20 protein-coding genes are annotated in these 20,566 nt (G+C 72.4%); 7 read left to right on the plus strand and 13 right to left on the minus strand.

Annotated elements, in window-relative coordinates; all coding sequences use genetic code 11:
• Positions 1 to 4: 4 nt before the first annotated feature.
• The 4 genes from hisB to AC0HI0_RS25875 all read right to left on the minus strand — a co-directional run bounded on the left by hisB (position 5) and on the right by AC0HI0_RS25875 (position 3,808).
• Positions 5 to 604 (minus strand): imidazoleglycerol-phosphate dehydratase HisB, encoded by a 600-nt coding sequence (gene hisB, locus AC0HI0_RS25860; protein WP_480926094.1) that lies wholly within the window; start codon positions 602 to 604, stop codon positions 5 to 7.
• Positions 601 to 1,704 (minus strand): histidinol-phosphate transaminase, encoded by a 1,104-nt coding sequence (locus AC0HI0_RS25865; RefSeq protein WP_480926095.1) that lies wholly within the window; start codon positions 1,702 to 1,704, stop codon positions 601 to 603. Before AC0HI0_RS25865 ends, hisB begins: the two co-directional genes overlap by 4 nt.
• Entirely contained in the window at positions 1,701 to 3,098 is a 1,398-nt protein-coding gene (hisD, locus tag AC0HI0_RS25870) for a histidinol dehydrogenase (protein ID WP_480926096.1), read from the minus strand. Before hisD ends, AC0HI0_RS25865 begins: the two co-directional genes overlap by 4 nt.
• Before the next feature lie 65 nt (positions 3,099 to 3,163).
• The gene (locus AC0HI0_RS25875; RefSeq protein WP_480926097.1) at positions 3,164 to 3,808 is read right to left on the minus strand and encodes a hypothetical protein; all 645 of its coding nucleotides are present in this window, start codon (positions 3,806 to 3,808) and stop codon (positions 3,164 to 3,166) included.
• A 399-nt stretch (positions 3,809 to 4,207) separates the two neighbouring features.
• Here AC0HI0_RS25875 and AC0HI0_RS25880 point away from each other — a divergent pair, with 399 nt between their 5' ends.
• The gene (locus AC0HI0_RS25880) at positions 4,208 to 5,515 is read left to right on the plus strand and encodes a M14 family metallopeptidase (protein WP_480926098.1); all 1,308 of its coding nucleotides are present in this window, start codon (positions 4,208 to 4,210) and stop codon (positions 5,513 to 5,515) included.
• Here the strand turns inward: AC0HI0_RS25880 and AC0HI0_RS25885 are convergent.
• Together AC0HI0_RS25885 and AC0HI0_RS25890 are read right to left on the minus strand one after the other, a co-directional pair.
• The gene (locus AC0HI0_RS25885; protein ID WP_480926099.1) at positions 5,496 to 6,671 is read right to left on the minus strand and encodes an aminotransferase class V-fold PLP-dependent enzyme; all 1,176 of its coding nucleotides are present in this window, start codon (positions 6,669 to 6,671) and stop codon (positions 5,496 to 5,498) included. The two genes, AC0HI0_RS25880 and AC0HI0_RS25885, sit on opposite strands and share 20 nt — an antisense overlap.
• Positions 6,672 to 6,871: 200 nt before the next feature.
• The gene (locus tag AC0HI0_RS25890) at positions 6,872 to 8,416 is read right to left on the minus strand and encodes an ABC transporter substrate-binding protein (protein WP_480926100.1); all 1,545 of its coding nucleotides are present in this window, start codon (positions 8,414 to 8,416) and stop codon (positions 6,872 to 6,874) included.
• A gap of 29 nt (positions 8,417 to 8,445) precedes the next feature.
• Between AC0HI0_RS25890 and AC0HI0_RS25895 the strand changes: the two genes are divergently transcribed.
• Together AC0HI0_RS25895 and AC0HI0_RS25900 are read left to right on the plus strand one after the other, a co-directional pair.
• Positions 8,446 to 9,219: a carbon-nitrogen hydrolase family protein gene (locus AC0HI0_RS25895; RefSeq protein WP_480926101.1), complete on the plus strand. Its 774-nt coding sequence runs from the start codon at positions 8,446 to 8,448 to the stop codon at positions 9,217 to 9,219.
• Positions 9,220 to 9,382: 163 nt separating this feature from the next.
• Complete coding sequence (locus AC0HI0_RS25900; RefSeq protein WP_480926102.1) at positions 9,383 to 10,279, plus strand: DUF2382 domain-containing protein; 897 nt, start codon at positions 9,383 to 9,385, stop codon at positions 10,277 to 10,279.
• Positions 10,280 to 10,322: 43 nt separating this feature from the next.
• On the opposite strand, the gene nadC is transcribed toward AC0HI0_RS25900, so the two are convergent.
• The 3 genes from nadC to nadA are packed head-to-tail and all read right to left on the minus strand — an operon-like array spanning position 10,323 to position 13,800.
• A complete protein-coding gene (nadC, locus tag AC0HI0_RS25905; RefSeq protein ID WP_480926103.1) occupies positions 10,323 to 11,168 on the minus strand; it encodes a carboxylating nicotinate-nucleotide diphosphorylase in 846 nt (281 codons plus the stop codon).
• A complete protein-coding gene (locus AC0HI0_RS25910) occupies positions 11,165 to 12,784 on the minus strand; it encodes an L-aspartate oxidase (protein WP_480926104.1) in 1,620 nt (539 codons plus the stop codon). The genes nadC and AC0HI0_RS25910 overlap by 4 nt, the downstream gene beginning before the upstream one ends.
• Positions 12,781 to 13,800: a quinolinate synthase NadA gene (gene nadA / locus AC0HI0_RS25915; protein WP_480926105.1), complete on the minus strand. Its 1,020-nt coding sequence runs from the start codon at positions 13,798 to 13,800 to the stop codon at positions 12,781 to 12,783. Before nadA ends, AC0HI0_RS25910 begins: the two co-directional genes overlap by 4 nt.
• 98 nt (positions 13,801 to 13,898) lie before the next feature.
• On the opposite strand from nadA, the gene AC0HI0_RS25920 reads away from it, so the two are divergent.
• The 4 genes from AC0HI0_RS25920 to AC0HI0_RS25935 all read left to right on the plus strand — a co-directional run bounded on the left by AC0HI0_RS25920 (position 13,899) and on the right by AC0HI0_RS25935 (position 17,803).
• On the plus strand, positions 13,899 to 14,555 hold the full coding sequence (locus tag AC0HI0_RS25920) for an NUDIX hydrolase (RefSeq protein WP_480934387.1): 657 nt from the start codon (positions 13,899 to 13,901) through the stop codon (positions 14,553 to 14,555).
• Positions 14,552 to 15,217: an LON peptidase substrate-binding domain-containing protein gene (locus AC0HI0_RS25925; protein ID WP_480926106.1), complete on the plus strand. Its 666-nt coding sequence runs from the start codon at positions 14,552 to 14,554 to the stop codon at positions 15,215 to 15,217. The genes AC0HI0_RS25920 and AC0HI0_RS25925 overlap by 4 nt, the downstream gene beginning before the upstream one ends.
• A 556-nt stretch (positions 15,218 to 15,773) precedes the next feature.
• The gene (locus AC0HI0_RS25930; RefSeq protein WP_480926107.1) at positions 15,774 to 17,039 is read left to right on the plus strand and encodes an MFS transporter; all 1,266 of its coding nucleotides are present in this window, start codon (positions 15,774 to 15,776) and stop codon (positions 17,037 to 17,039) included.
• A complete protein-coding gene (locus tag AC0HI0_RS25935) occupies positions 17,036 to 17,803 on the plus strand; it encodes a putative hydro-lyase (protein WP_480926108.1) in 768 nt (255 codons plus the stop codon). The genes AC0HI0_RS25930 and AC0HI0_RS25935 overlap by 4 nt, the downstream gene beginning before the upstream one ends.
• 64 nt (positions 17,804 to 17,867) lie before the next feature.
• Here AC0HI0_RS25935 and AC0HI0_RS25940 read toward each other — a convergent pair whose 3' ends face one another.
• The 4 genes from AC0HI0_RS25940 to bioD form a co-directional block, all read right to left on the minus strand.
• The gene (locus tag AC0HI0_RS25940) at positions 17,868 to 18,458 is read right to left on the minus strand and encodes a DUF2567 domain-containing protein (protein ID WP_480926109.1); all 591 of its coding nucleotides are present in this window, start codon (positions 18,456 to 18,458) and stop codon (positions 17,868 to 17,870) included.
• A 36-nt stretch (positions 18,459 to 18,494) separates the two neighbouring features.
• Positions 18,495 to 18,722 (minus strand): biotin synthase auxiliary protein BsaP, encoded by a 228-nt coding sequence (gene bsaP / locus AC0HI0_RS25945; RefSeq protein ID WP_480926110.1) that lies wholly within the window; start codon positions 18,720 to 18,722, stop codon positions 18,495 to 18,497.
• Positions 18,719 to 19,735, minus strand: coding sequence for a biotin synthase BioB (gene bioB, locus AC0HI0_RS25950; RefSeq protein WP_480926111.1), 1,017 nt, complete (start codon positions 19,733 to 19,735; stop codon positions 18,719 to 18,721). The genes bsaP and bioB overlap by 4 nt, the downstream gene beginning before the upstream one ends.
• A gap of 108 nt (positions 19,736 to 19,843) precedes the next feature.
• Positions 19,844 to 20,560 (minus strand): dethiobiotin synthase, encoded by a 717-nt coding sequence (gene bioD, locus AC0HI0_RS25955; protein WP_480926112.1) that lies wholly within the window; start codon positions 20,558 to 20,560, stop codon positions 19,844 to 19,846.
• Between the last annotated feature and the right edge of the window lie 6 nt (positions 20,561 to 20,566).

The raw sequence follows: 20,566 nt of genomic DNA on the forward strand, positions 1-20,566 counted from the left end.
AGCGCTACAGCACGCCCTTGGTGGACGGCACACCGCCCACTCGCGGGTCCGGCTCCACCGCCGCGCGCAACGCCCGCGCCACCGCCTTGAACTCCGCCTCCGTGATGTGGTGCGGGTCGCGCCCGTACTCCACCCGCACGTGCAACGCGATCCCCGCGTGAAACGCCAACGAGTCGAACACGTGCCGGTTCAGCACGAACGGGTAGTTCCCGCCGATCGTGAACGTGTTGAACTGCTCCGGCTCGCCCACGTGGACGCAGTACGGCCGCCCGGACACGTCCACCGCCGCGTGCGCCAAGGTCTCGTCCATCGGGATCCACGCGTCGCCGAACCGGCGGATGCCCGCCTTGTCCCCCAACGCTTCCCGCAACGCCTGACCCAGCACGATCGCCACGTCCTCGACCGTGTGGTGGGCGTCGATCTCGACGTCCCCGGTCGCGCGCACCACGAGGTCCAGCGACCCGTGCACGCCCAACGCGGTCAGCATGTGGTCGTAGAACGGGACCCCGGTGCCGATCTCCACGCGCCCGGTGCCGTCGAGGTCGACCTCGACGTACACCGACGATTCCCTGGTGGTCCGCTCCACCTTGCCGACCCGGCTCACCGGCCAACCTCCTTGCTCGCCGCGAGGAACGCGTCGTTCTCCTCCGGAGTACCGACCGTCACCCGCAGATGACCCGCGATGCCGACATCCCTGATCAGCACGCCGTGTTCCAGGTAGGACCGCCACGCCGCGCGCGCGTCCTCGAACCACCCGAACAGCACGAAGTTCGCGTCGCTGGGCACGACGTCGAAACCCAGGCCCGCCAACGACTCCACGACGCGGTCCCGCTCGGCGGCGAGCAGTGCCACCGAGCCGAGCGTCTCCCCCGCGTGCCTCAGCGAGGCCCGCGCCGCCGCCTGGGTCAGCGCCGACAGGTGGTAGGGCAGGCGCACCAGCAACAACGCGTCGACCACCGCCGGCGCGGCGGCCAAGTACCCCAGCCGGCCTCCGGCGAACGCGAACGCCTTGCTCATCGTGCGGCTGACGATCAGCTTGCGCGGGAACTCGTCCAGCAGTCCCACCGCGCTGTCCCGCGCGGAGAACTCGGCGTACGCCTCGTCCACCACGACCATCCCCGGTGCCGCTTCGATCAGCACCCTGAGGTCGGCCACCGGGATGCTCTGGCCGGTCGGGTTGTTCGGGCTGGTCACGAACACCACGTCCGGCCGCCGCTCGGCCACGATCTCGGCCGCGCGTTCGACGTCCAACGAGAAATCGGCACGCCGGGGCGTGGGCGACCACTCCGTCCGGGTGCCCGCCGCGATGATCGGGTGCATCGAGTACGACGGTTCGAACCCCAGCGCCGAACGCCCCGGCCCGCCGAACGCTTGGAGGATCTGCTGGAGGATCTCGTTGGACCCGTTGGCCGCCCACACGTTGGCCACCGTCACCGGCACCCCCGTGGACGACGCGAGGTACGCGGCCAAATCCTCCCGCAACGCCACCGCGTCCCGGTCCGGGTACCGGTGCAGTTCTCCCGCCACCAACGCCACTTCCGCAACGACCTCGGCCACCAACTCGGCGGACGGCGCGTACGGGTTCTCATTGGTGTTGAGGCGAACCGGCACATCCAACTGCGGCGCACCATAAGGCGTACGCCCGCGCAGATCTTCCCGCAGGGGCAGATCCGACAACTCCACCCGCGCCCCGACCGGCTTCACCGCCGCCCCCCGCCGTTTTCGCCGGCACCGGACCCACCGGCACCACCAGCATCAGCACCACCACCGGAACCGCCACCGACCTCACGGAACCGCGCGGTCACCGCCTGCCCGTGCGCCGGGAGATCCTCGGCCTCCGCCAACGCCACCACCTTCGACGCGACCTCGCGCAACGCGTCCTCGCTGTAGTCCACGACGTGGATCCCGCGCAGGAACGTCTGCACCGACAACCCCGACGAGTGCCGCGCGCAACCACCCGTGGGCAGCACGTGGTTCGACCCGGCGCAGTAGTCGCCCAACGACACCGGCGAGTGCGCCCCCACGAAGATCGCCCCGGCGGCCCGGACCCTGGCCGCGACCTCGCGCGCGGACTCCGTCTGGATCTCCAGGTGCTCGGCGGCGTAGACGTCCACCACGCGCAGACCTTCGTCCACAGTGGACACCAACACCACGCCGGACTGCCGACCGCCCAACGCGGTCCGCACCCGGGCCGAGTGCTTGGTGGCCGCGACCTGGCGCGCCAACTCCGCGTCCACCGCGTCGGCCAGCTCCACCGACGTGGTCACCAGCACGCTGGCCGCCAACGTGTCGTGCTCGGCCTGGCTGATCAGGTCGGCGGCCACGTGCACCGGGTCGGCCGTCGCGTCCGCCAGCACCGCGATCTCGGTCGGCCCGGCCTCGGAGTCGATCCCGATCAGCCCGCGCAGCAACCTCTTCGCCGCGGTCAGGTAGATGTTCCCCGGTCCGGTGACCAGGTCCACCGGTTCGAGCGTCGCGCCGTCGGTGTCCACGCCGCCGTACGCCAGCAGCGCCACGGCCTGGGCACCGCCGACCGCCCACACCTCGGCCACGTCCAGCAGCGCCGCCGCCGCCAGGATCGTCGGGTGCGGCCGACCGCCGAACTCGGCCTGCGGCGGCGAGCACACCACCAGCGACTCGACGCCCGCGGTCTGCGCCGGCACCACGTTCATGACCACACTGGACGGGTAGACCGCCAGCCCTCCCGGCGCGTACAGGCCGACCCGCGCGACCGGCACCCAGCGCTCGGTGACCGTGCCGCCGGGCACGACCTGCGTCGTGGTGTCCGTGCGCCGCTGGTCGGCGTGCACCTTGCGGGCTCGCGCGATGGACTCCTCCAACGCCTCCCGCACGGCCGGGTCCAGTTCGGTCAGCGCACGGTCCAGTTCGGCCTTCGGCACGCGGACCGACTCGGGCCGCACGTGGTCGAACCTCTCGCCGTACTCCAGAACCGCCTCGACCCCGCGCTCCCGCACCGCTTCCACGATCGGCCGCACGTGATGCAGCACCGCGTCCACGTCCACTTCGGCGCGCGGCAGCGCGGCGCGCAGTTCAGCGGGAGACGGGACCCGACCTCGCAGGTCGATGCGGTTGAGCATGGCCCTAAGGGTAAGCCGTCCGGACGAACCCGCCGCAGGCCGCCCCGAGACGTCCACGATCCGGATCAGGACGGCCAGACGATCCGGTTCGACTCCACCCGCCCGGCCAGCGTGTCCACGTACACGTACACCTCCGCACCGGGCACGTCGTACCGGGTCCGGTTGCAATCCACCGCCCCGGACGCATCCGTCGTCGCCCGGCACGGTTCGCTGAAACTGCGCCGATCACCGATGGGCTCCACACTCACCGGCGTGTTCGCGGCGAATCCGGTGAGCCGGGTGTTGATCCAGTAGCACCGCCCCTTCTCGCATTTCGAACTGCTTGTCGGATCACCCACCCCGATGACGATCCGCGGCCCCTCGGACACCGCCACGGGAGCGGGCTCGGCCCCCGCCGGAGTCGGCACCACCGAAGTCGGCACGACCTCCGGCGGCCGCACCGAGGTCGGCACCGGGGGCACCGCCGGGGGCAGCGCCGACTGCTGCGCCGAGGTCGGCACGACCGACGTGATCGTCTGCACGGGCGCCTCGAACCACGGCTGCGCGTAACTCCGCTGAGGCTGCGCCTCCGGCCAGACCAGCCACGCCAGCACGGCCAGCACCACCCCCACCGTGCCCCACCGGAACGGCGGCGACTCCTGGAACTTCACCACCAGGTCCCGCCCCGCCTGGAGGATCACCGACCCCTCCCGGGCCACCGCCTCCTGCACAGCCCCTCCACCCCCACGCCCCCCACGCCCCCCACGCCCTTCACTCCCTCCGCGCCCATCACGCCCACCGCGCTGCCCCATACACCTTCCGCCCACTCCGCTCACCACCCGAAATGTCCACGCAGATGTCCACGCGAATGTCCGCCACACGCCCTCGCCCACCCAGGCGACCCAGTCAATCAGTCACTCCGATTAGCCCGAACAGCGGCACGTTGAATGCATCAATCGGCCGCAATTCTGCGGATTTGGTGTACTGACCAGTAACAGAATTGGTCTGTCAACTGTCAGCCGGGCAAAGCAACGGGAACCCGACAAACGGCGGCTATGCCGAACTGTGACAAACGGGCCACGCTGCGTAGGCACAACTCCGTCGCAAACCCTGCAGATGATGGAGGCGCAATGTCCTTCAAGCGGCGCGGCCTAGCGGCCGCCGCGCTCGGCGTGTGTCTGACCCTGGTGCTGCCCTTCAACACCGTGACAGCGCAGCCGAGCACGACCAGTTCACCCGAGCGGACCATGTTCGAGGTCACCGCGCCGACCCCCGAGGCCCGGACCAAGGTGGCCCGGACCGGTGTCGACGTGCTCGGTCTGGACGGGTCGACGCTCACCGTGATCGCCGAACCCCGGCAGCAGTGGCAGCTGCGCGCCACCGGGCTCCCCCTGAAGAACCTGGGTGACGCGGACGCCCAGCTCGCGGCGCTGGGCAAGGCGGACTTCACCGACCGGACCGGCGACGTCGGCACCCAGGACTTCCCGTCCGGCTACACCGGGTACCACAACTTCGCGGAGACGGTCGCCGAGCTGAACCAGACCGTCCGCGACCACCCGGACCTGGCCAAGCTCAGCAGCATCGGCAAGTCCTACGAAGGCCGCGACCTGTGGCTGCTGAAGATCAGCGACAACGTCGGCGTGGACGAGAACGAACCCGAGGTGCTGTTCACCTGCAACCAGCACGCCCGTGAGCACCTCACCGTCGAGATGTGCCTGCGCATCATCAAGCAGTACACCGACGGCTACGCCACCAACCCGGCCATCAAGAACCTGGTCGACTCCCGCGAGATCTGGATCGTCACCAGCGTCAACCCGGATGGTGCCGAGTACGACATCGCGTCCGGCTCGTTCCGCGCGTGGCGGAAGAACCGCCAGGGCAGCGGCACCGACCCGAACCGCAACTGGGGCTACAAGTGGGGCTGCTGCGGCGGTTCCAGCACCAGCCCGTCGAGCGAGACCTACCGCGGCCCTTCGGCGTTCTCCGCGCCGGAGACGCAGCGGGTGCGGGACTTCGTGAACAGCCGCGTCGTCGGCGGTGTGCAGCAGATCAAGTCGCACATCGACTGGCACACGTTCTCGGAGTTGATCCTGTGGCCTTACGGCTACACGACCGCCGACACCGCCCCTGGCCTGGACGCGACGCAGCAGAGCGCGTTCTCCACCCTCGGCCGCCGGATGGCGTCGCTGAACGGCTACACGCCGGAGCAGTCCAGCGACCTCTACATCACCGACGGCAGCGTGAACGACTGGATGTGGTTCCAGCACAAGATCTGGAGCTACACCTTCGAGATGTACCCCCAGTCCGCCGGCGGCACTTCTGGGTTCTACCCGCGTGACACCCAGATCGCGCCGCAGACGGCCCGGAACGACAGCGCCGTGGAGCTGTTCTTGACCTACTCGGACTGCGTGCCGCGCATCATCGGACGCACCTGCTGACAGCCTCCACAGCCTGATCGACCTGCGCGGGCTCGACGAAGTAGTGGGGTGATGCCCGCATCACCTCGTCGAGCCCGCGCCTGGTCATGTCCAGCAGCGTCGAGCCGACGTGGCTGGTGCTGACCACGACGCCGTGCCCGGCCAGCTCGTCGCGCAGCTCCACGGCGCGCCGGCCGGCGGCGGTGAACGTGACGATGCCCGACCGCTGCTCGCCGATGTCCCGCAGCTCCACGCCCGGCAGCTCGGCCAGCCCGCGCCGCAACCGGTCGGCCCGGTCCGCCACCTCCCGCGCGATCCCGTCCACCCCCAGCTCCAGGGCGTACCGCGCGGCGGCGATCAACCCGAGCCGGTCGGCCACGCTCGTCTCCCACAGCTCGAACACCCGCGCGTCCTCGCGCAGCCGGATCTCCGCCGGCGCCACCCACTCGCCGCTGTGCAGGTCGACCAGCCGGGGCCGCAGCACCTCGCGGGCCCGCCGGCGCACCACCAGCACGCCCGTGCCGCGCGGTCCGCGCAGCCACTTGCGGCCGGTGCCGGAGATCAGGTCCACACCCAGCTCGTCGGCCCGCACCGGGAGCTGGCCGATCGACTGGCAGGCGTCCAGCAGCACCAGCGCGCCCACCCGGTGCGCCGCCTCGACGACCTCCTCGACCGGGTTGACCAGGCCGTTGTTGGTCGGCACGTGCACCAGCGAGACCAGCTTGACCCGTTCGTCCAGCAGCCCCTCCAGCGCCTCCACGTCGACCTGGCCGCGCCCGTCGGACGGCACCGCCTCCACGCTCGCGCCGACCTCCCGGGCCCGGTGCAGCAGCGGCACGGCGTTGCCCGCGTACTCGACCTCGGTGATCAGCACCCGGTCGCCGGCGGCCAGCGGGACGGCGTCGAACGCGGACAGCCACGACCGCGTCGCGCTGTCGGTGAACGCGATCTCGTCGGGCTCCGCGCCGAGCAGGTCGGCGAACACCGCGTAACCCGCCTCCAGGTCGTCGGCGCGCTCCCGGCCCGCGCCGTAGCCGCCGATCTCGGCCTCCCGCTCCAGGTGGCCGATCACCGCGTCCAGCACCGGCCGGGGCGGCAGCGACGAGCCCGCCGAGTCGAGGAAGACCCGCCGGCTCGCGGCTGGGGTGTCGGCGCGGACGGCGTTCAGGTCGATCACGTGGCTCCCCTGGAGATCGGTGCCGGCCCGCAGCCGGCGCACCCTTCCCGTTTACACCATCGGTCCCCGGACTTCACCCCGCCCGACCCTCGAACCCCGCGACACCCCGAACCCCGCGACACTCAGAACCCGGCGACACTCAGAACCCGGCAGACCGCAAAACCCAGCAGACCCCGCGAAACCCGGCGCGCCCGCCCGACTCAGCGCGCCGCCCACTTCTCCAGGTTCCACCACGGCCCCCACGACAGCGGTCCGTGCGCGTGCGGGTCCACGACCTCCTGGTAGCCGGTCCAGTTGTCGCGCAGGACGTAGGTGTGCTGCACCGCCGCGAGCACCGCCATCCCCGGCGCGGCCAGGTACGCCTGCTGGAACTGCCGGTACGCCGCCACCCGCTGGGCCGGGTCCAGCAGCGTGCGCCCCGCGTCCAGCGCCGCGTCGACCTGCGGGTTCGAGTAGCCCCAGGGGTTGCCGGTGTGCAGCGGCTGGTACGCGGTGAGGTCCGGGTCGAACGGCGCGCCGCCGCCGTAGAGCAGCGCGTCGGTGCCCAGCCGGGGCGTGATCGCCTCCCAGCTCAGCCCCGCCAACTGGACGTCCACGCCGATCGCCTTGGCGTCGGCCACGAACGCCGTGGCCAGGTCGGCGCGCACCACGTCGCCGATCGGGTACATCAGGGTGAACCGCGCGGGCACGCCGTTGTGGACGCGCACGCCGTCCGCGCCGCGCACCCAGCCCGCCTGCTCCAGCAGCAGCTCGGTCTGGATCTTGTCGTAGGCGAACGCGGCGGTCGGGTCGTAGAACTCCGGCATGGTGTCCGGTACCGGCGTGGCCGCCGCCGAACCCTTGCCGCCCAGCAGGTTGTCGACCAGGCCCTTGCGGTTGACCGCGTGGTTGAGCGCCATCCGCATCGCCGGGTCGCCGGTCACCGGGCCGGTGGGCAGGGTCACCGCGCGCAGGTCCGTGCTGCGGTGGGTGACCACGCGCATCCCGCTCGTGCCGTTGAACGACTGCGCCAGGCGCGGCGGCAGTTCCGCGCCGTCGAACTCGCCCGCCTGCATCCGCTGCGCGCGCGTGTTGTCGTCGGGCACGAACACCACGGTCAGCTTGCGGACCTTCGGCTCGCCCGCGAAGTGCTTCGGGTTCGACTCCAGGATCAGCCGGTCGCCCTTGCGCCACTCCGCGACCTTGAACGGCCCGGTGCCGACCGGGACCATGTCCTTGAGCGGCACGCTGAACGACTCGCTGGACAGCAGACCCAGCGTGAGCAGGTGCGGGAACGCCGCCCACGGCTTGGCCAGGGTGAACCGCACGGTGCGCACGTCGAGCTGCTCCACGCCGGTCAGGCCCTCGTACCGGGCGCGCTCGGTCGCCCCCGACGCCGGGTCGAGCAGCGCGCGGTAGGTGGCCACGACGTCCTCCGGGCCGAACGCGGAACCGTCGGAGAACTTCACGTCCCCGCGCAGCCGCACCGTCCAGGACAGGCCGTCGGCGGCGGGCTTGGGCAGGTCCTCGGCGAGCTGCGGGCGCAGCGAGCGGTCCGCGCGGTGCTCGAACAGGCCGTCGTAGACCTTCGACACGCCGTCCCGGCCGTAGCCGAGCAGCGGGTTGAGCGTCGCGGGTTCGGCGCTGTCGGCCAGCACTATCGCGCTGCCGTCCGCGGAGCCCTCCGCGTTCGGTGTCGTGGTTCCCGTGCACCCCGCGACGACGAGGACGGCGGCCAGGACGAACGGGGGCAACAGGGAGCGCACGGGACCTGACACTACCTATGGTGGGTGGTATGCGTGTCGCGCTCTGCCAGATCACCTCGTCCGCCGACCCGGCGGCCAACCTCGACCTGCTGCGCGGGCAGGTCGCCCGCACCGACGGCGCCCGGGTGGTGCTGTTCCCGGAAGCCGCCATGTGCCGGTTCGGCGTGCCGCTCGGACCGGTCGCCGAACCGCTGGACGGGCCGTGGGCGACGGCCGTGCGGGAGATCGCCGACGAGCACGGCGTGGTGGTCGTCGCGGGCATGTTCACCCCCGCCCCGGACGGCCGGGTGGCCAACACCCTGCTGGTCACCGGCGGCGGCCTGCACGTGGGCTACGACAAGATCCACCTGTTCGACGCGTTCGGGTTCACCGAGTCGAAGACCGTCGCGCCCGGCGCGCGGCCGGTGGTGTTCGAGATCGACGGGGTCACCCTCGGCCTCGCGACCTGCTACGACGTCCGGTTCCCGGAGCTGTTCCGGGCGCTGGCCGACCGGGGTGCCTCGGCCGTGCTGCTGGGCGCGTCGTGGGGCGCCGGGCCGGGCAAGCGGGAGCAGTGGGAGCTGCTGGTGCGGGCGCGGGCGCTGGACAGCACGTCGTGGGTGCTCGCGTGCGGGCAGGCCGACCCGGCGGTCGACCACGGCGGCGCGCCGACCGGGATCGGGTACAGCGCGGTCGCCTCGCCCCTCGGCGAGGTCGTGGGTTCGCTGGGCGCGGAGCCGGGCGTGCTGTACGCGGACGTGGACGTGGCCGCCGTCGAGCAGGCCCGCCGCACCCTCCCGGTGCTGGCCAACCGGCGGCTCTGACCCGGCACCCACCCCTGAAACCTCACGCGCAGTAGTCCTGAGTCTCTTTCGCGGGACGTCGTCACACGTCCGGGTGAGCGGCGGTTTGGCGTCGCTCGGAGGCGCGGGTAGTCCGCCTTCGCGGGGAATCTCGCACTGAGTTCCGAGCGGCGAAGGGGTTGTCATGATCAACCAGGCCGAGATCGACCGGTTGTACGACAGCGACGTGATCGACTCGCACGGCGAGCGGATCGGGTCGGTGAAGCAGGTGTGGCTGGACGACCGGGACGGGCGGCCGATGTGGGCCTCCGTGCACACCGGCCTGTTCGGCACGAAGGAGTCTTTCGTCCCGATCCAGGACGCGGAGGTCGCCGCCGGGCACATCACCGTGCCGGTGGAGAAGCGGGTGGTGAAGGACTCGCCGCGGATCGACGTCGACGACGAGCACATGTCCGATGAGCAGCAGGCCGAGCTGTACGAGTACTACGGCCTGATCCCGACCGCGAACACCGGGCAGCACGACCGGCTCCCCAAGGACCAGAAGCACGTCGCCAACCGCGACCGCACCACCCGGGAGAACGCCGCCGCCGCGCAGACCCGGACCTCCGACCGGCAGGACGTCACGGGTCGGCACGAAGCCGCCGACCGGGACCGCACCGCGGACCGGGACGCGTCGGTCACCCGGTACGAGGAGCGGCTGGAGGTCGGCACGCGCGAGGTCGAGGCCGGGCGCGTGCGGCTGGTCAAGCACGTGGTCACCGAGCAGAAGACGATCACCGTCCCGGTGACGCACGAAGAGGTCCGCGTGGTGCGCGAGCCCGCCGACGGCAAGGGCACCGGCAAGGCGTTCGCCGAGGAAGAGGCCGAGGTCACGCTGCACCGGCAGGAGCCCGTCGTGCAGAAGCACGCCGAGGCCGTCGAGCAGGTGCGCCTGGACAAGGAAACCGTGACCGAGCAGCAGCAGGTCGCGGGCACGATCCGGCGCGAAGAGGTCGACGTCCAGCGCGACGACGCCGCGCGCAGCGCGGCCGAGCGGGTCGACGCCGAGCGCAAGCGCGCCAGGAAGGACGACCGGGCGTGAGCCGGGGGGCCGCGCCCTCCCGCACGGGGGGCGCGGGCCCGGCTCAGCGCAGGTCCATCCCGAGGTCGAGCGCCGGCGCGGAGTGCGTGAGCCCGCCCACGGCCAGGAAGTCCACGCCGGTCCCGGCGTAGGCGCGGGCGACGTCCAAGGTCAACCCACCCGACGCCTCCAACCGCACCCCGCCGGCGTCGGCGGCGCGGACCCGCCGCACCGCTTCGGCGCACTCGGCGACCGTGAAGTTGTCCAGCAGCACCAGTTCCGCACCTTCGGCGACGGCTTCGTCCAGCTGTGCCAGGGAATCCACCTCGACCTCGCACGGCAGGTCCGGCGCGTGCGCCCGGACCGCCCGCAGCGCGGCGGCCACCGACCCGGCGGCCTGCACGTGGTTGTCCTTGATCAGCACCGCGTCCCCGAGGCCGAGCCGGTGGTTGACGCCACCGCCGCAGCGCACGGCGTACTTCTCCAGCAGCCGCAGACCGGGCAGCGTCTTGCGGGAATCCCGCACCCGCGCGGCGGTCCCGGAGATCTCGTCGACCCACGCGGCGGTGAGCGTGGCGATGCCGGACAGGTGGCACAGCAGGTTCAGCGCGGTGCGCTCGGCGGTGAGCAGCCCGCGCACCGGGCCGCGCAGCACCAGCGCGGGCTCGCCGGGCACGGCCTTGTCGCCGTCCTCCCGGCGGTCCAGCACCTCGAAGTCCAGCACCTCCTCGAACACCGCCAGCGCCACCGGGATCCCGGCCAGCACACCGGCCGCGCGCGGGGTCAGCTCGGCCACCGCGACCGCGTCGGCGGGCACCGTGGCCTCGGTCGTCGCGTCCGGTCCGTACCGGAGGTCCTCGGCGAGCGCGGTGCCGATGACCCGCCGCACGTCGTCCATGTCGAGCGTCATGCCACTCCCCTCGAAGCCGCCGCCGGGTCGGCCAGCACGGGCTGCCCGGACGGGTTGAGCCGCACCACCTGGCTGCGCGACCAGCCCACGTCGTCGCGCGCGGTGTAGTCGGTCCGCACGTGGCAGCCGCGCGACTCGGTGCGCTGGGCCGCCGCCGCGATCAACGCCCGCGCCGCCACGGTGAGCGCCGCGTCCTCGACCAGTTCCCGGGTGGTCAGCCGGCGGTCCACAGTGGACAGGTCGAGCACCGAACCGACGACCGCGAGACCTTCGGCGTCCCGGCCGATCGCCGCGTACCGGGACATCACGCGCTGCAACGAGTCGCGGTCCGCGACCGGGGCCACCGGCAGCTCGGCGGTGCCCGTGCAGCGGGTCAGGACGCCCAGCGCGAGGTCGCTCGCCACCGCCTCGGCGGCGCGCGTGCCGACCACCAGCCCCTCCAGCAGGCTGTTGGACGCCAACCGGTTCGCGCCGTGCAGGCCGGTGCGCGCCACCTCGCCCGCCGCGTACAACCCGGTCACGCCGGTCCGTCCGTCCACATCGGACACCACGCCGCCGCACGCGAAGTGCGCCGCCGGGGCGACCGGGATCGGCTGCGCGGACGGGTCGACGCCCGCCGTCACGCACGCCGCGTGCACCGTGGGGAACCGCCGCGCGAACTCGGAGATCCCGGTGGCGTCGAGGAACACGTGGTCGTCCACGCCGCCGGGCGCGCCCGCCATGTGCCGGGTGATCGCCGCCGCCACCACGTCCCGGGGCGCGAGGTCCTCCAGCGGGTGCACGCCGCGCATGACCCGCGCGCCGTTCGCGTCCACCAGGACCGCGCCCTCGCCGCGCACCGCCTCGGTGACCAGCGGGCACCGGCCGCGCGCGCCCCGCCCGGTGTACAGGACGGTCGGGTGGAACTGCACGAACTCGACGTCCGCCGCGACCGCGCCGGCCCGCAGCGCGAGCGCCAGCCCGTCGCCGGTGGCCACCTCCGGGTTGGACGTGGCCTGGTAGAGCTGCCCGAGGCCGCCGCTGGCCAGCAGCACGGCGGGCGCGGTCAGCACGCCCGGCACCCCGTGCGAGTCCAGCACCAGCAGCCCGCACACCTGGCCGAGCGGCGTGCGCACGGCGTCCACCGCGACGTGCCGCTCCAGCACCGGCACCCGGCCGTCGGCGGCCGCCGCGAGCAGCGCCCGCTCCACCTCCGCGCCGGTCGCGTCGCCACCGGAGTGCACCACCCGGAACGCGCTGTGCCCGCCCTCGCGGGTGCGCGCCAGCCTGCCGTCGCGCGCCGCGTCGAACACCGCGCCGCGCTCCCGCAACCGTTGCACCGCAGCGGGTCCGCCGGCGATGATCGCGCCGACCGCGGCTTCGTCGCACAGCCCCGCGCCCGCGGTGAGCGTGTCGCGGACGTGCGCGTCGACGGTGTCGCCCTCGTCGTGCTCACCGGGCAGCACGACGGCCACGCCGCCCTGCGCCCAGCGGGTGTTGCCGTCGGGCTGGTCGCCCTTGGTCACGACCAGGACCCGCAGGCCGAGTTCCCGAGCGCGCAGCGCCGCCGTCAGCCCCGCGACGCCCGTGCCGACCACCACCAGGTCGGCGCGGGCCTCCCACAGCGGGGTGTTCACTCGCCGCCGCCGGGCTTGCCGATCTCGATCATCCGCTGCACCGCGCCCCGGGCGCGCTCGGCGGTGGCCAGGTCGACGTGCACCTCGTCGCGGCCTTCGCGCAGGCAGCGCAGCAGGGCGGTCGGGGTGATCATCTTCATGTAGCGGCAGGACGCCCGGTCGTTGACCGCGCGGAAGTCGATCTCCGGCGCGGCCCGGCGCAGCTGGTGCAGCATCCCGATCTCGGTGGCCACCAGGACCGACTTCGCGCTGGTGCCGCGCGCCGCGGTGATCATGTCGCCGGTCGAGAGGATCTTGACCTTCTCGGCCGGCACGGTGCCCTCGCCCGCGAGGTAGAGCGCCGAGGTGGCGCAACCGCACTCGGGGTGGATGAACAGGTCGGCGTCCGGGTTCGCCGCCGCGCGCTCGGCCAGCTCCGGGCCGTTGATGCCCGCGTGCACGTGGCACTCGCCCGCCCAGATGTGCAGGTTCTCCCGGCCGGTCTCGCGCTTGACGTGCGCGCCGAGGAACTGGTCCGGCAGGAACAGCACCTCGCGGTCGGCGGGGATGGAGGCGACCACGTCCACGGCGTTGGACGAAGTGCAGCAGATGTCCGTCTCCGCCTTCACCTCCGCCGTGGTGTTCACGTAGGACACGACGACCGCGCCGGGGTGCTCGGCCTTCCACGCGCGCAGCTGCTCACCGGTGATCGAGTCGGCCAGGGAGCAGCCCGCCCGCTCGTCCGGGATCAGCACGGTCTTGTGGGGAGCCAGGATCTTCGCGGTCTCGGCCATGAAGTGCACGCCGCAGAACACGATCGTCGACGCGTCGCTGGCCGCGGCGATGCGGCTCAGCGCCAGCGAGTCGCCGGTGTGGTGCGCGATGTCCTGGATCTCGGGGAGCTGGTAGTTGTGCGCGAGGATGACCGCATCCTGCCTGCGCGCCAGCTCCAGCACCTCGTCCCGCCAGGCGGCGTCCGGCGCGATGCCGTCGTACGCACCGTCAGAGGTTCGCTCCACATAGGCGGTAGCGACCATGGGTCTCCTCCTTCAGCCAAGGTTTTCGCCTTTCGGGCGAAAACGTGGCCGATAGTATCAGCCGAGTGGGTCTCGCGGAACATGAAGTCGTGGCCGCAGTGCTCCAGGTGAGAGCCGGATCACTCCAGGTCATGCTGTGGGAGCGCGCGCGGGAACCGCACGCTCACCGCTGGTCACTGCCCGGCGGCGGGCTCGGTTCCGAAGAGGACGTCGAGGCATCGATCCGGCGCCAGTTGGCGGAGAAAGTCGATGTGCGACAACTGTCACACGTCGAGCAGCTGGCCGTCTTCAGCGCGCCCGACCGCGTCCCCGGACCACGCGTCGTGGCGACCGCGTTCCTCGGCCTGGTGCCGTCCGACACCGACCCGGTGGTCCCGTCGGACACCGCGTGGCACCCCGTCGACGCGCTGCCCGCGACGGCGTTCGACCACGAGGCGATCTGCCGGCGGGCGCGCAGCCGGCTGGCGTCCAAACTGTCCTACACCAACCTGGGCTTCGCGCTGGCCCCGCCGCAGTTCACGATCTCCGCGCTGCGGTCGCTGTACTCGGCGGCCCTGGGCTACGAGGTGTCGGCGACGAACCTGCAGCGCGTGCTGTCCCGGCGCGGCCTGCTGGAGCCCACCGGGGCCGTCGCGCCGGTGGGACCGTCCGGCGGGCGGCCGGCCGCGCTGTTCCGGTTCGTCGCGGGCCAGATGCGGGTCACCGATCCGTTCGCCGTGCTGAGGCCCCCGAGCAGCCGTAATTTGGGGACGTGACCACGACGCTCCCGCTGTTCCCCCTGGGTACCGTGCTGCTGCCGGGGACGTCACTGCCGCTGCACGTGTTCGAGCCCCGGTACCGGCAGCTGGCCGTCGACCTGGTGACCGGGAAGCTGCCGGACCGCAGTTTCGGCGTGGTCGCCATCCGGCAGGGGTGGGAGGTCGGGCCGGGCAACGCCACGGCGCTGCACGAGGTCGGCTGCGAGGCCCTGCTGCGCGACGCCAAACCGTTGCCGGACGGGCGGTTCGACCTGGCGACGACCGGCGGGCGGCGGTTCCGGCTGGTCGACGTGGACACCGAGAGCGCGCCCTACCTGCTGGGCGACGTGGAGTGGCTGGCCGACGTCCCCGCGCCGGCGGAGGTCGCGGAGGTCCTGCCGCTGCTGGTGGAGGGCGCGGTGGCGGCGTTCCGGCGGTACCGGGACGCGGCGTTCGAGGACGACCCGCCCGTGCCGGCGACGGAGGACCTGGCGTACGCGCTGGCCAACGACTGCCTGCTCACCCTCGAAGACCGGCAACAGCTCCTGGAGGAACGCTCCGAAGCCCGCCGCCTGCGCCTGGTCCGCAAGGTGATGCACCGCGAGGCCGGCATCGTCGCCGCCCTGCACGCCGTGCCCGCCCCGATCGCCGACCTCGGCCACCTCCCCCACCGCAACTGACCCGCCACCCGCCTCACCTCGCCCCGGCCCGGCCCGGCCTCACCCCAGCCCAGCCCGCCTCGAACTATCAGGCAACCTCCCTAAAAGTTCCCGCCCTTCACCACCCACTCCGCACCCGCGAGTGCGCCCGTATCCGCACCCCGCGCACCCCGCCACGAACTATCAGGCAACCTCCCTGAAAGTTCCTGCCCTTCACCACTACGCACATACGCCCACGTCGCATCCGCATCCGCATCCGCACACACTGGCCCGCCCCGGCCGCGAACTATCAGGCAACCTCCCTGAGAGTTCCCGCCGCTCACCACCCCGCGCCGCCGCGCCCGCGCCCGCACCTGCACCGAGCCCGCGCCGAACCCGCGTCGCGCCCGCAACTGCGCCCGAGCCCGCGCCCGCGCTGAGCCCGCGTCCGCGCCTGGGCCTGGGCCTGGGCCTGGGCCTGAGCTTGAGCTTGAGCGATCGTTCTAGTGTTGATTCGCCCTATTGTCCCCTAGTCGGATTGTTGAACAATCCCTACGGTGTGGTCCAGCACACATCCCACGCCCCGCGAGGTGACGACATGAGCAGCAGCAGCACGACGGAGAGCGTCAAGAGGGACGGCCCGTTCGCCTGGTTCCACACCCTCGGGCGCAACGGCAAGAAGGCGTTCGTCGGCGCGTTCGGCGGCTACGGCCTGGACTCGTACGACTTCCAGGTCCTGCCGCTCGGACTGGTCGCGATCACCGCCTACTTCGGCATCAGCAAGGGCGAAGCCGGCCTGCTCACCACGGTCACCCTCGTGGTCAGCGCGATCGGCGGCGCGATCGCGGGCATCCTCGCCGACCGGATCGGCCGGGTCCGCACCCTCATGATCACGGTCGCCACGTACGCGGTCTTCACCGTCCTGTGCGGGTTCGCCACCAGCTACGAGACGCTGCTGATCTTCCGCGCCCTGCAAGGTCTGGGCTTCGGCGGCGAGTGGGCGGCCGGGGCGATCCTGGTCGCCGAGTACTGCAAACCCCAGTACCGGGGCCGCACGGTGGCGTTCATCCAGAGCGCCTGGGCGGTCGGCTGGGCGCTGTCCGTGCTGGTCTACGCGCTGGTGTTCAACCTGTTCCCGCAGGACGTCGCGTGGCGCGTGCTGTTCTGGACCGGCGCGCTGCCCGCGATCCTCATCATCTACGTCCGCCGCACCGTCAAGGACGCCCCCGAGGTCGCCGAACGGCGCACGAGCAGCAGCCACAAGGGCTCGTTCACCGCGATCTTCAAGGGCGACCTGACCCGCACCACGCTGTTCGCCGCGCTGCTCGCCACCGGCGTCCAAGGCGGGTACTACACGCTCGCCACGTGGTTGCCGACGTTCCTGAAGTCCGAACGCGGCCTGACCGTCATCGGCACCGGCGGGTACCTGGCGTTCCTGATCTCCGGCGCGTTCATCGGCTACGTGTGCGGCGGCTACGTCACCGACTGGTTGGGGCGCAAGAAGACCTTCGCCCTGTTCTCCGTCCTGTCGGCAGGACTGATCCTGCTCTACACCCAGATCCCGGCGGGCGCGAACACCACGATCCTGTTCCTCGGCTTCCCGCTCGGGTTCTGCATGTCGGCGATCTTCAGCGGCTTCGGGTCGTTCCTCGCCGAGCTGTACCCGACCGCGCTGCGCGGCACGGGACAGGGCTTCACCTACAACTTCGGCCGCGCGGTCGGCGCGCTGTTCCCCACCCTGGTCGGGTTCATGGCCGAGCGGATGGGCGTCGGCGGCGCGATGGTCTTCGGCGCGATCGCGTACGGGATCGCCGTCGTCGCGCTGGTGGGCCTGCCCGAGACGAAGGGACGGGAACTGCTGTGACCGCCGAAACCGGGACACCGCAACACGTCCGCCGCACCGCGACCGGCCCGACCGCGGGACTGGCCGACGGCTACGCCCAGGCCAACCTGATCGCCGTGCCGCAGGACTGGGCGTACGAGGTGCTGCTGTTCGCCCAGCGCAACCCCGAGCCGTGCCCGGTGCTCGACGTGACGGACCCGGGCTCCCCGCGAACCGCGCTGGCCCCCGACGCCGACCTGCGCCGCGACCTGCCCCGCTACCGGGTGTGGGAGCACGGCGAACCGGTCGCCGAACCCACCGACGCGACGGCGTACTGGCGCGACGACCTGGTGGCGTTCCTGATCGGGTGCAGCTTCACGTTCGAATCCGCCCTCGCCCGAGCCGGCATCCCGCTGCGCCACGTCGAACAAGGCCGCAACGTCCCGATGTACGTCACGGACCGCGAATGCCGCCCGGCCGGCCGCCTGCACGGCCCGATGGTGGTCAGCATGAGGTACCTCCCCGCGCACCAGGTGGCGCAGGCCCGCGAGATCACCGCCCGGATGCCCGCGGTGCACGGCGCGCCCGTGCACGCCGGCGACCCGTCCGCGCTGGGCGTGGCCGACCTCGACCGGCCCGACTTCGGCGAGGCGACCACTCCGCACGACGGGGACGTACCGGTGTTCTGGGCGTGCGGCGTGACCCCGCAAGCGGCCGTGATGGCGTCCGCGCCACCGTTCGCGATCACCCACGCGCCAGGCCACATGTTCGTCACCGACGTCCGCGACGACCACTACCGCATCTGACCCGCGACACCGCTCCGCGGCAACGGCCCGGGACCACCGGCCCGCCCGGCCCGCTCCGGCTGCGTCAGCCGAGGCGCCGGCCGAGGTCGTCCAGTCCGTTCCAGGCCGCCAGGCAGCCGTACGCCAGCGCCGCGCCCAAGGGCCACGCCAGCAAGCCCCACCAGACTTCGAGCACCGGGGCGAGGGCGAGCACGTCACCCACCTTGGGCGCGTCCGGCGGCGGGTACTTGCCGCCCGCCGACCCGACCCCGGTCCGCTGCGCCAGGTACGCGGCCACCGCGCCGCCCGCCGTCGCCGCGATCAGCACCACCGGCCCCCGACGTTCCCGCAGCATCCACACCGCGATCCCGGTCAGCAGACCCGCGCCCAACCCGATCAGCACGAACAGCATCAGCCCGTCGAGGCGGTGGTAGCTCTCACCGGTGACCGGGACGAGCGAGGCGTCCTGCGCGATCACCACGTTCTGCGGCGGCGCGAGCCACGCCCACAGCCACCCCGCCGGCAGCCCGAACAGCGCGATCGTCGACAGCACGGCGAACGCGGGCAGCAGGTCGGCCTTCACCACCACGCGCGGGCGCGGAGGTTCGTAGCGGTAGATGAAAACGGGTGGCACCCGAACAGGCGCGGCCCGCTCGTCCACCGGCTGCTCCGCCACGCACGACCTCCCCTACCCGAACCCGACCAGGGCAGGTTACCGCGCGGAGGTGATCTCCCCGTGGCGGCTGCACGTCGCGGTCCACCCCGACGGCGTCACCTGCACCACCATCCGGCGCGCGCAGGCCGAGCAGAACCTCGGCGGGTCGATCACCCGCAGGCGCAACGCGCACGCGGAGTGGTCCTGCCCCGCCAAGTCCTTGCCGCAGTAGCCGCAGTAGCCGGCGGACACGGCCGGTTCGCCCGTCCCTACCGTCCCGGTCACAGCGTCTTGCTCAATTCCTTGATCGGCATCGACAGCTCCTGGAGCATGTCCAGGTCGTCCTGCGCCGGGCGGCCCAGGTTCGTGAGGTAGTTGCCGACGATGATCGCGTTGATGCCGCCGAGCATCCCCTGCTTCGCGCCGAGGTCGCCGAAGGTGAGTTCCCGCCCGCCCGCGAACCGCAGGATCGTGCGCGGCAGCGCGAGCCGGAACGCGCCCACCGCCCGCAGCGCGTCCGGGCCCTCCACGACGGGGTAGTTCTCGTAAGGCGTGCCGGGGTTGGGGATCAGGAAGTTCAACGGCACCTCGTCCGGTTCGAGCGAGGCGAGCTGGACGGCGAACTCGGCGCGCTGGCCGAGCGTCTCGCCCATCCCGATGATCCCGCCGCAGCAGACCTCCATGCCGGCCTCGCGGACCATGCGCAGGGTGTCCCAGCGCTCCTCCCAGGAGTGCGTGGTGACGACGTTCGGGAAGTGCGAGCGCGCGGTTTCCAGGTTGTGGTTGTAGCGGTGGACGCCCATCGCGACCAGCTCGTCGACCTGCTCCTGGGTCAGCATGCCGAGGGAGCAGGCGATCTGGATGTCGTTGCCGTCGTCCCGGATCGCCTTGATCCCGTCGCGGACCTGGGAGAGCAGCCGCTTGTCCGGCCCGCGCACGGCGGCCACGATGCAGAACTCGGACGCGCCGGTCTCGGCGGTCTGGCGGGCCGCGCGGACCAGCCCCGGGATGTCGAGCCAGGCGGAGCGGACCGGCGAGGGGAACTGGCCGGACTGCGAGCAGAAGTGGCAGTCCTCCGGGCAGCCGCCGGTCTTGAGCGACACGATCCCCTCGACCTCGACCTCCGGCCCGCACCAGCGCATCCGCACCTGGTGGGCGAGTTCGAGCAGCTCGGGGATCCGGTCGTCGGACAGCCCGAGCACTTCGAGCACCTGCTCCTCGGACAGACCGACGCCGCGCTCCAGCACCTGCTCACGGGCAACGCCCAGGACATCGACCTGCTCGGGGGCTGCGGTCACGACTTCTCCATAGGTTGTCCGGCGGTAAGTCCGCCGGCCAGTCTGCCGCACCACCCGGGGTGGTATTGAGCGACGTACGTCACTGACGCGGCCGGCCGGCGGCCCGGGTCAGCAGGTGTGGGGGGCGGCGAACTTGTCCGGGTCGAAGGTGCCGCCGAACCAGGGCGAGAGCGAGCTGCGGGCCATCTCCAGGAACTCCGGGCGGCCAAGTCCTGCCGCGCCGTCCGGGAGGACGCCCAGCAGGGGCCCGCCGGCGGCTTCCGGGAGGTCTTGCAGGTTGCAGCGGGCGGCCAGGTCCGGGTCGGCGGGCCAGCGGCCGACCACCACGCCGAGGGATTCCAGGCCCCGGTGCAGCAGGGCTTCGGCGGTCAGGGCGGTGGTGTTGAGGGTGCCCAGGCCCGCGTGGGCGACCACCAGGACCGGGGCGTTGAGCGCCCACGCCGCGTCGGCGATGGTCGTGCCCTCGGCGTCGAAGTGGACCAGCAGGCCACCCGCGCCCTCCACCAGCACCAGGTCGTGGGTGGCGTCCAGGTCGACGGCCGCCGCCGCCACCTCGCTGGGGTGGACGGTGGGGGCCCCGGCTCTGCGCGCGGCCGTCGCGGGGGCCAGGGGGTCCGGGTACCTGCGCAGCTCACGGGTCGTCACCCGGCCCGCCAGGCGCACCACCTCGGCCAGGTCGCCCGGCTCGCCCGGGGCGATGCCGGTCTGCGCGGGCTTGAGAACGGCCACCCGCCGGCCGTCGGCGGCTGCCACGGCGGCCAGGGCGGCGACCACCACGGTTTTGCCGACCTCGGTTCCCGTTCCGGTGATCACGAGGACGCTCACGGGCAC

This window comes from Saccharothrix sp. NBAS 001 (assembly GCF_056640475.1).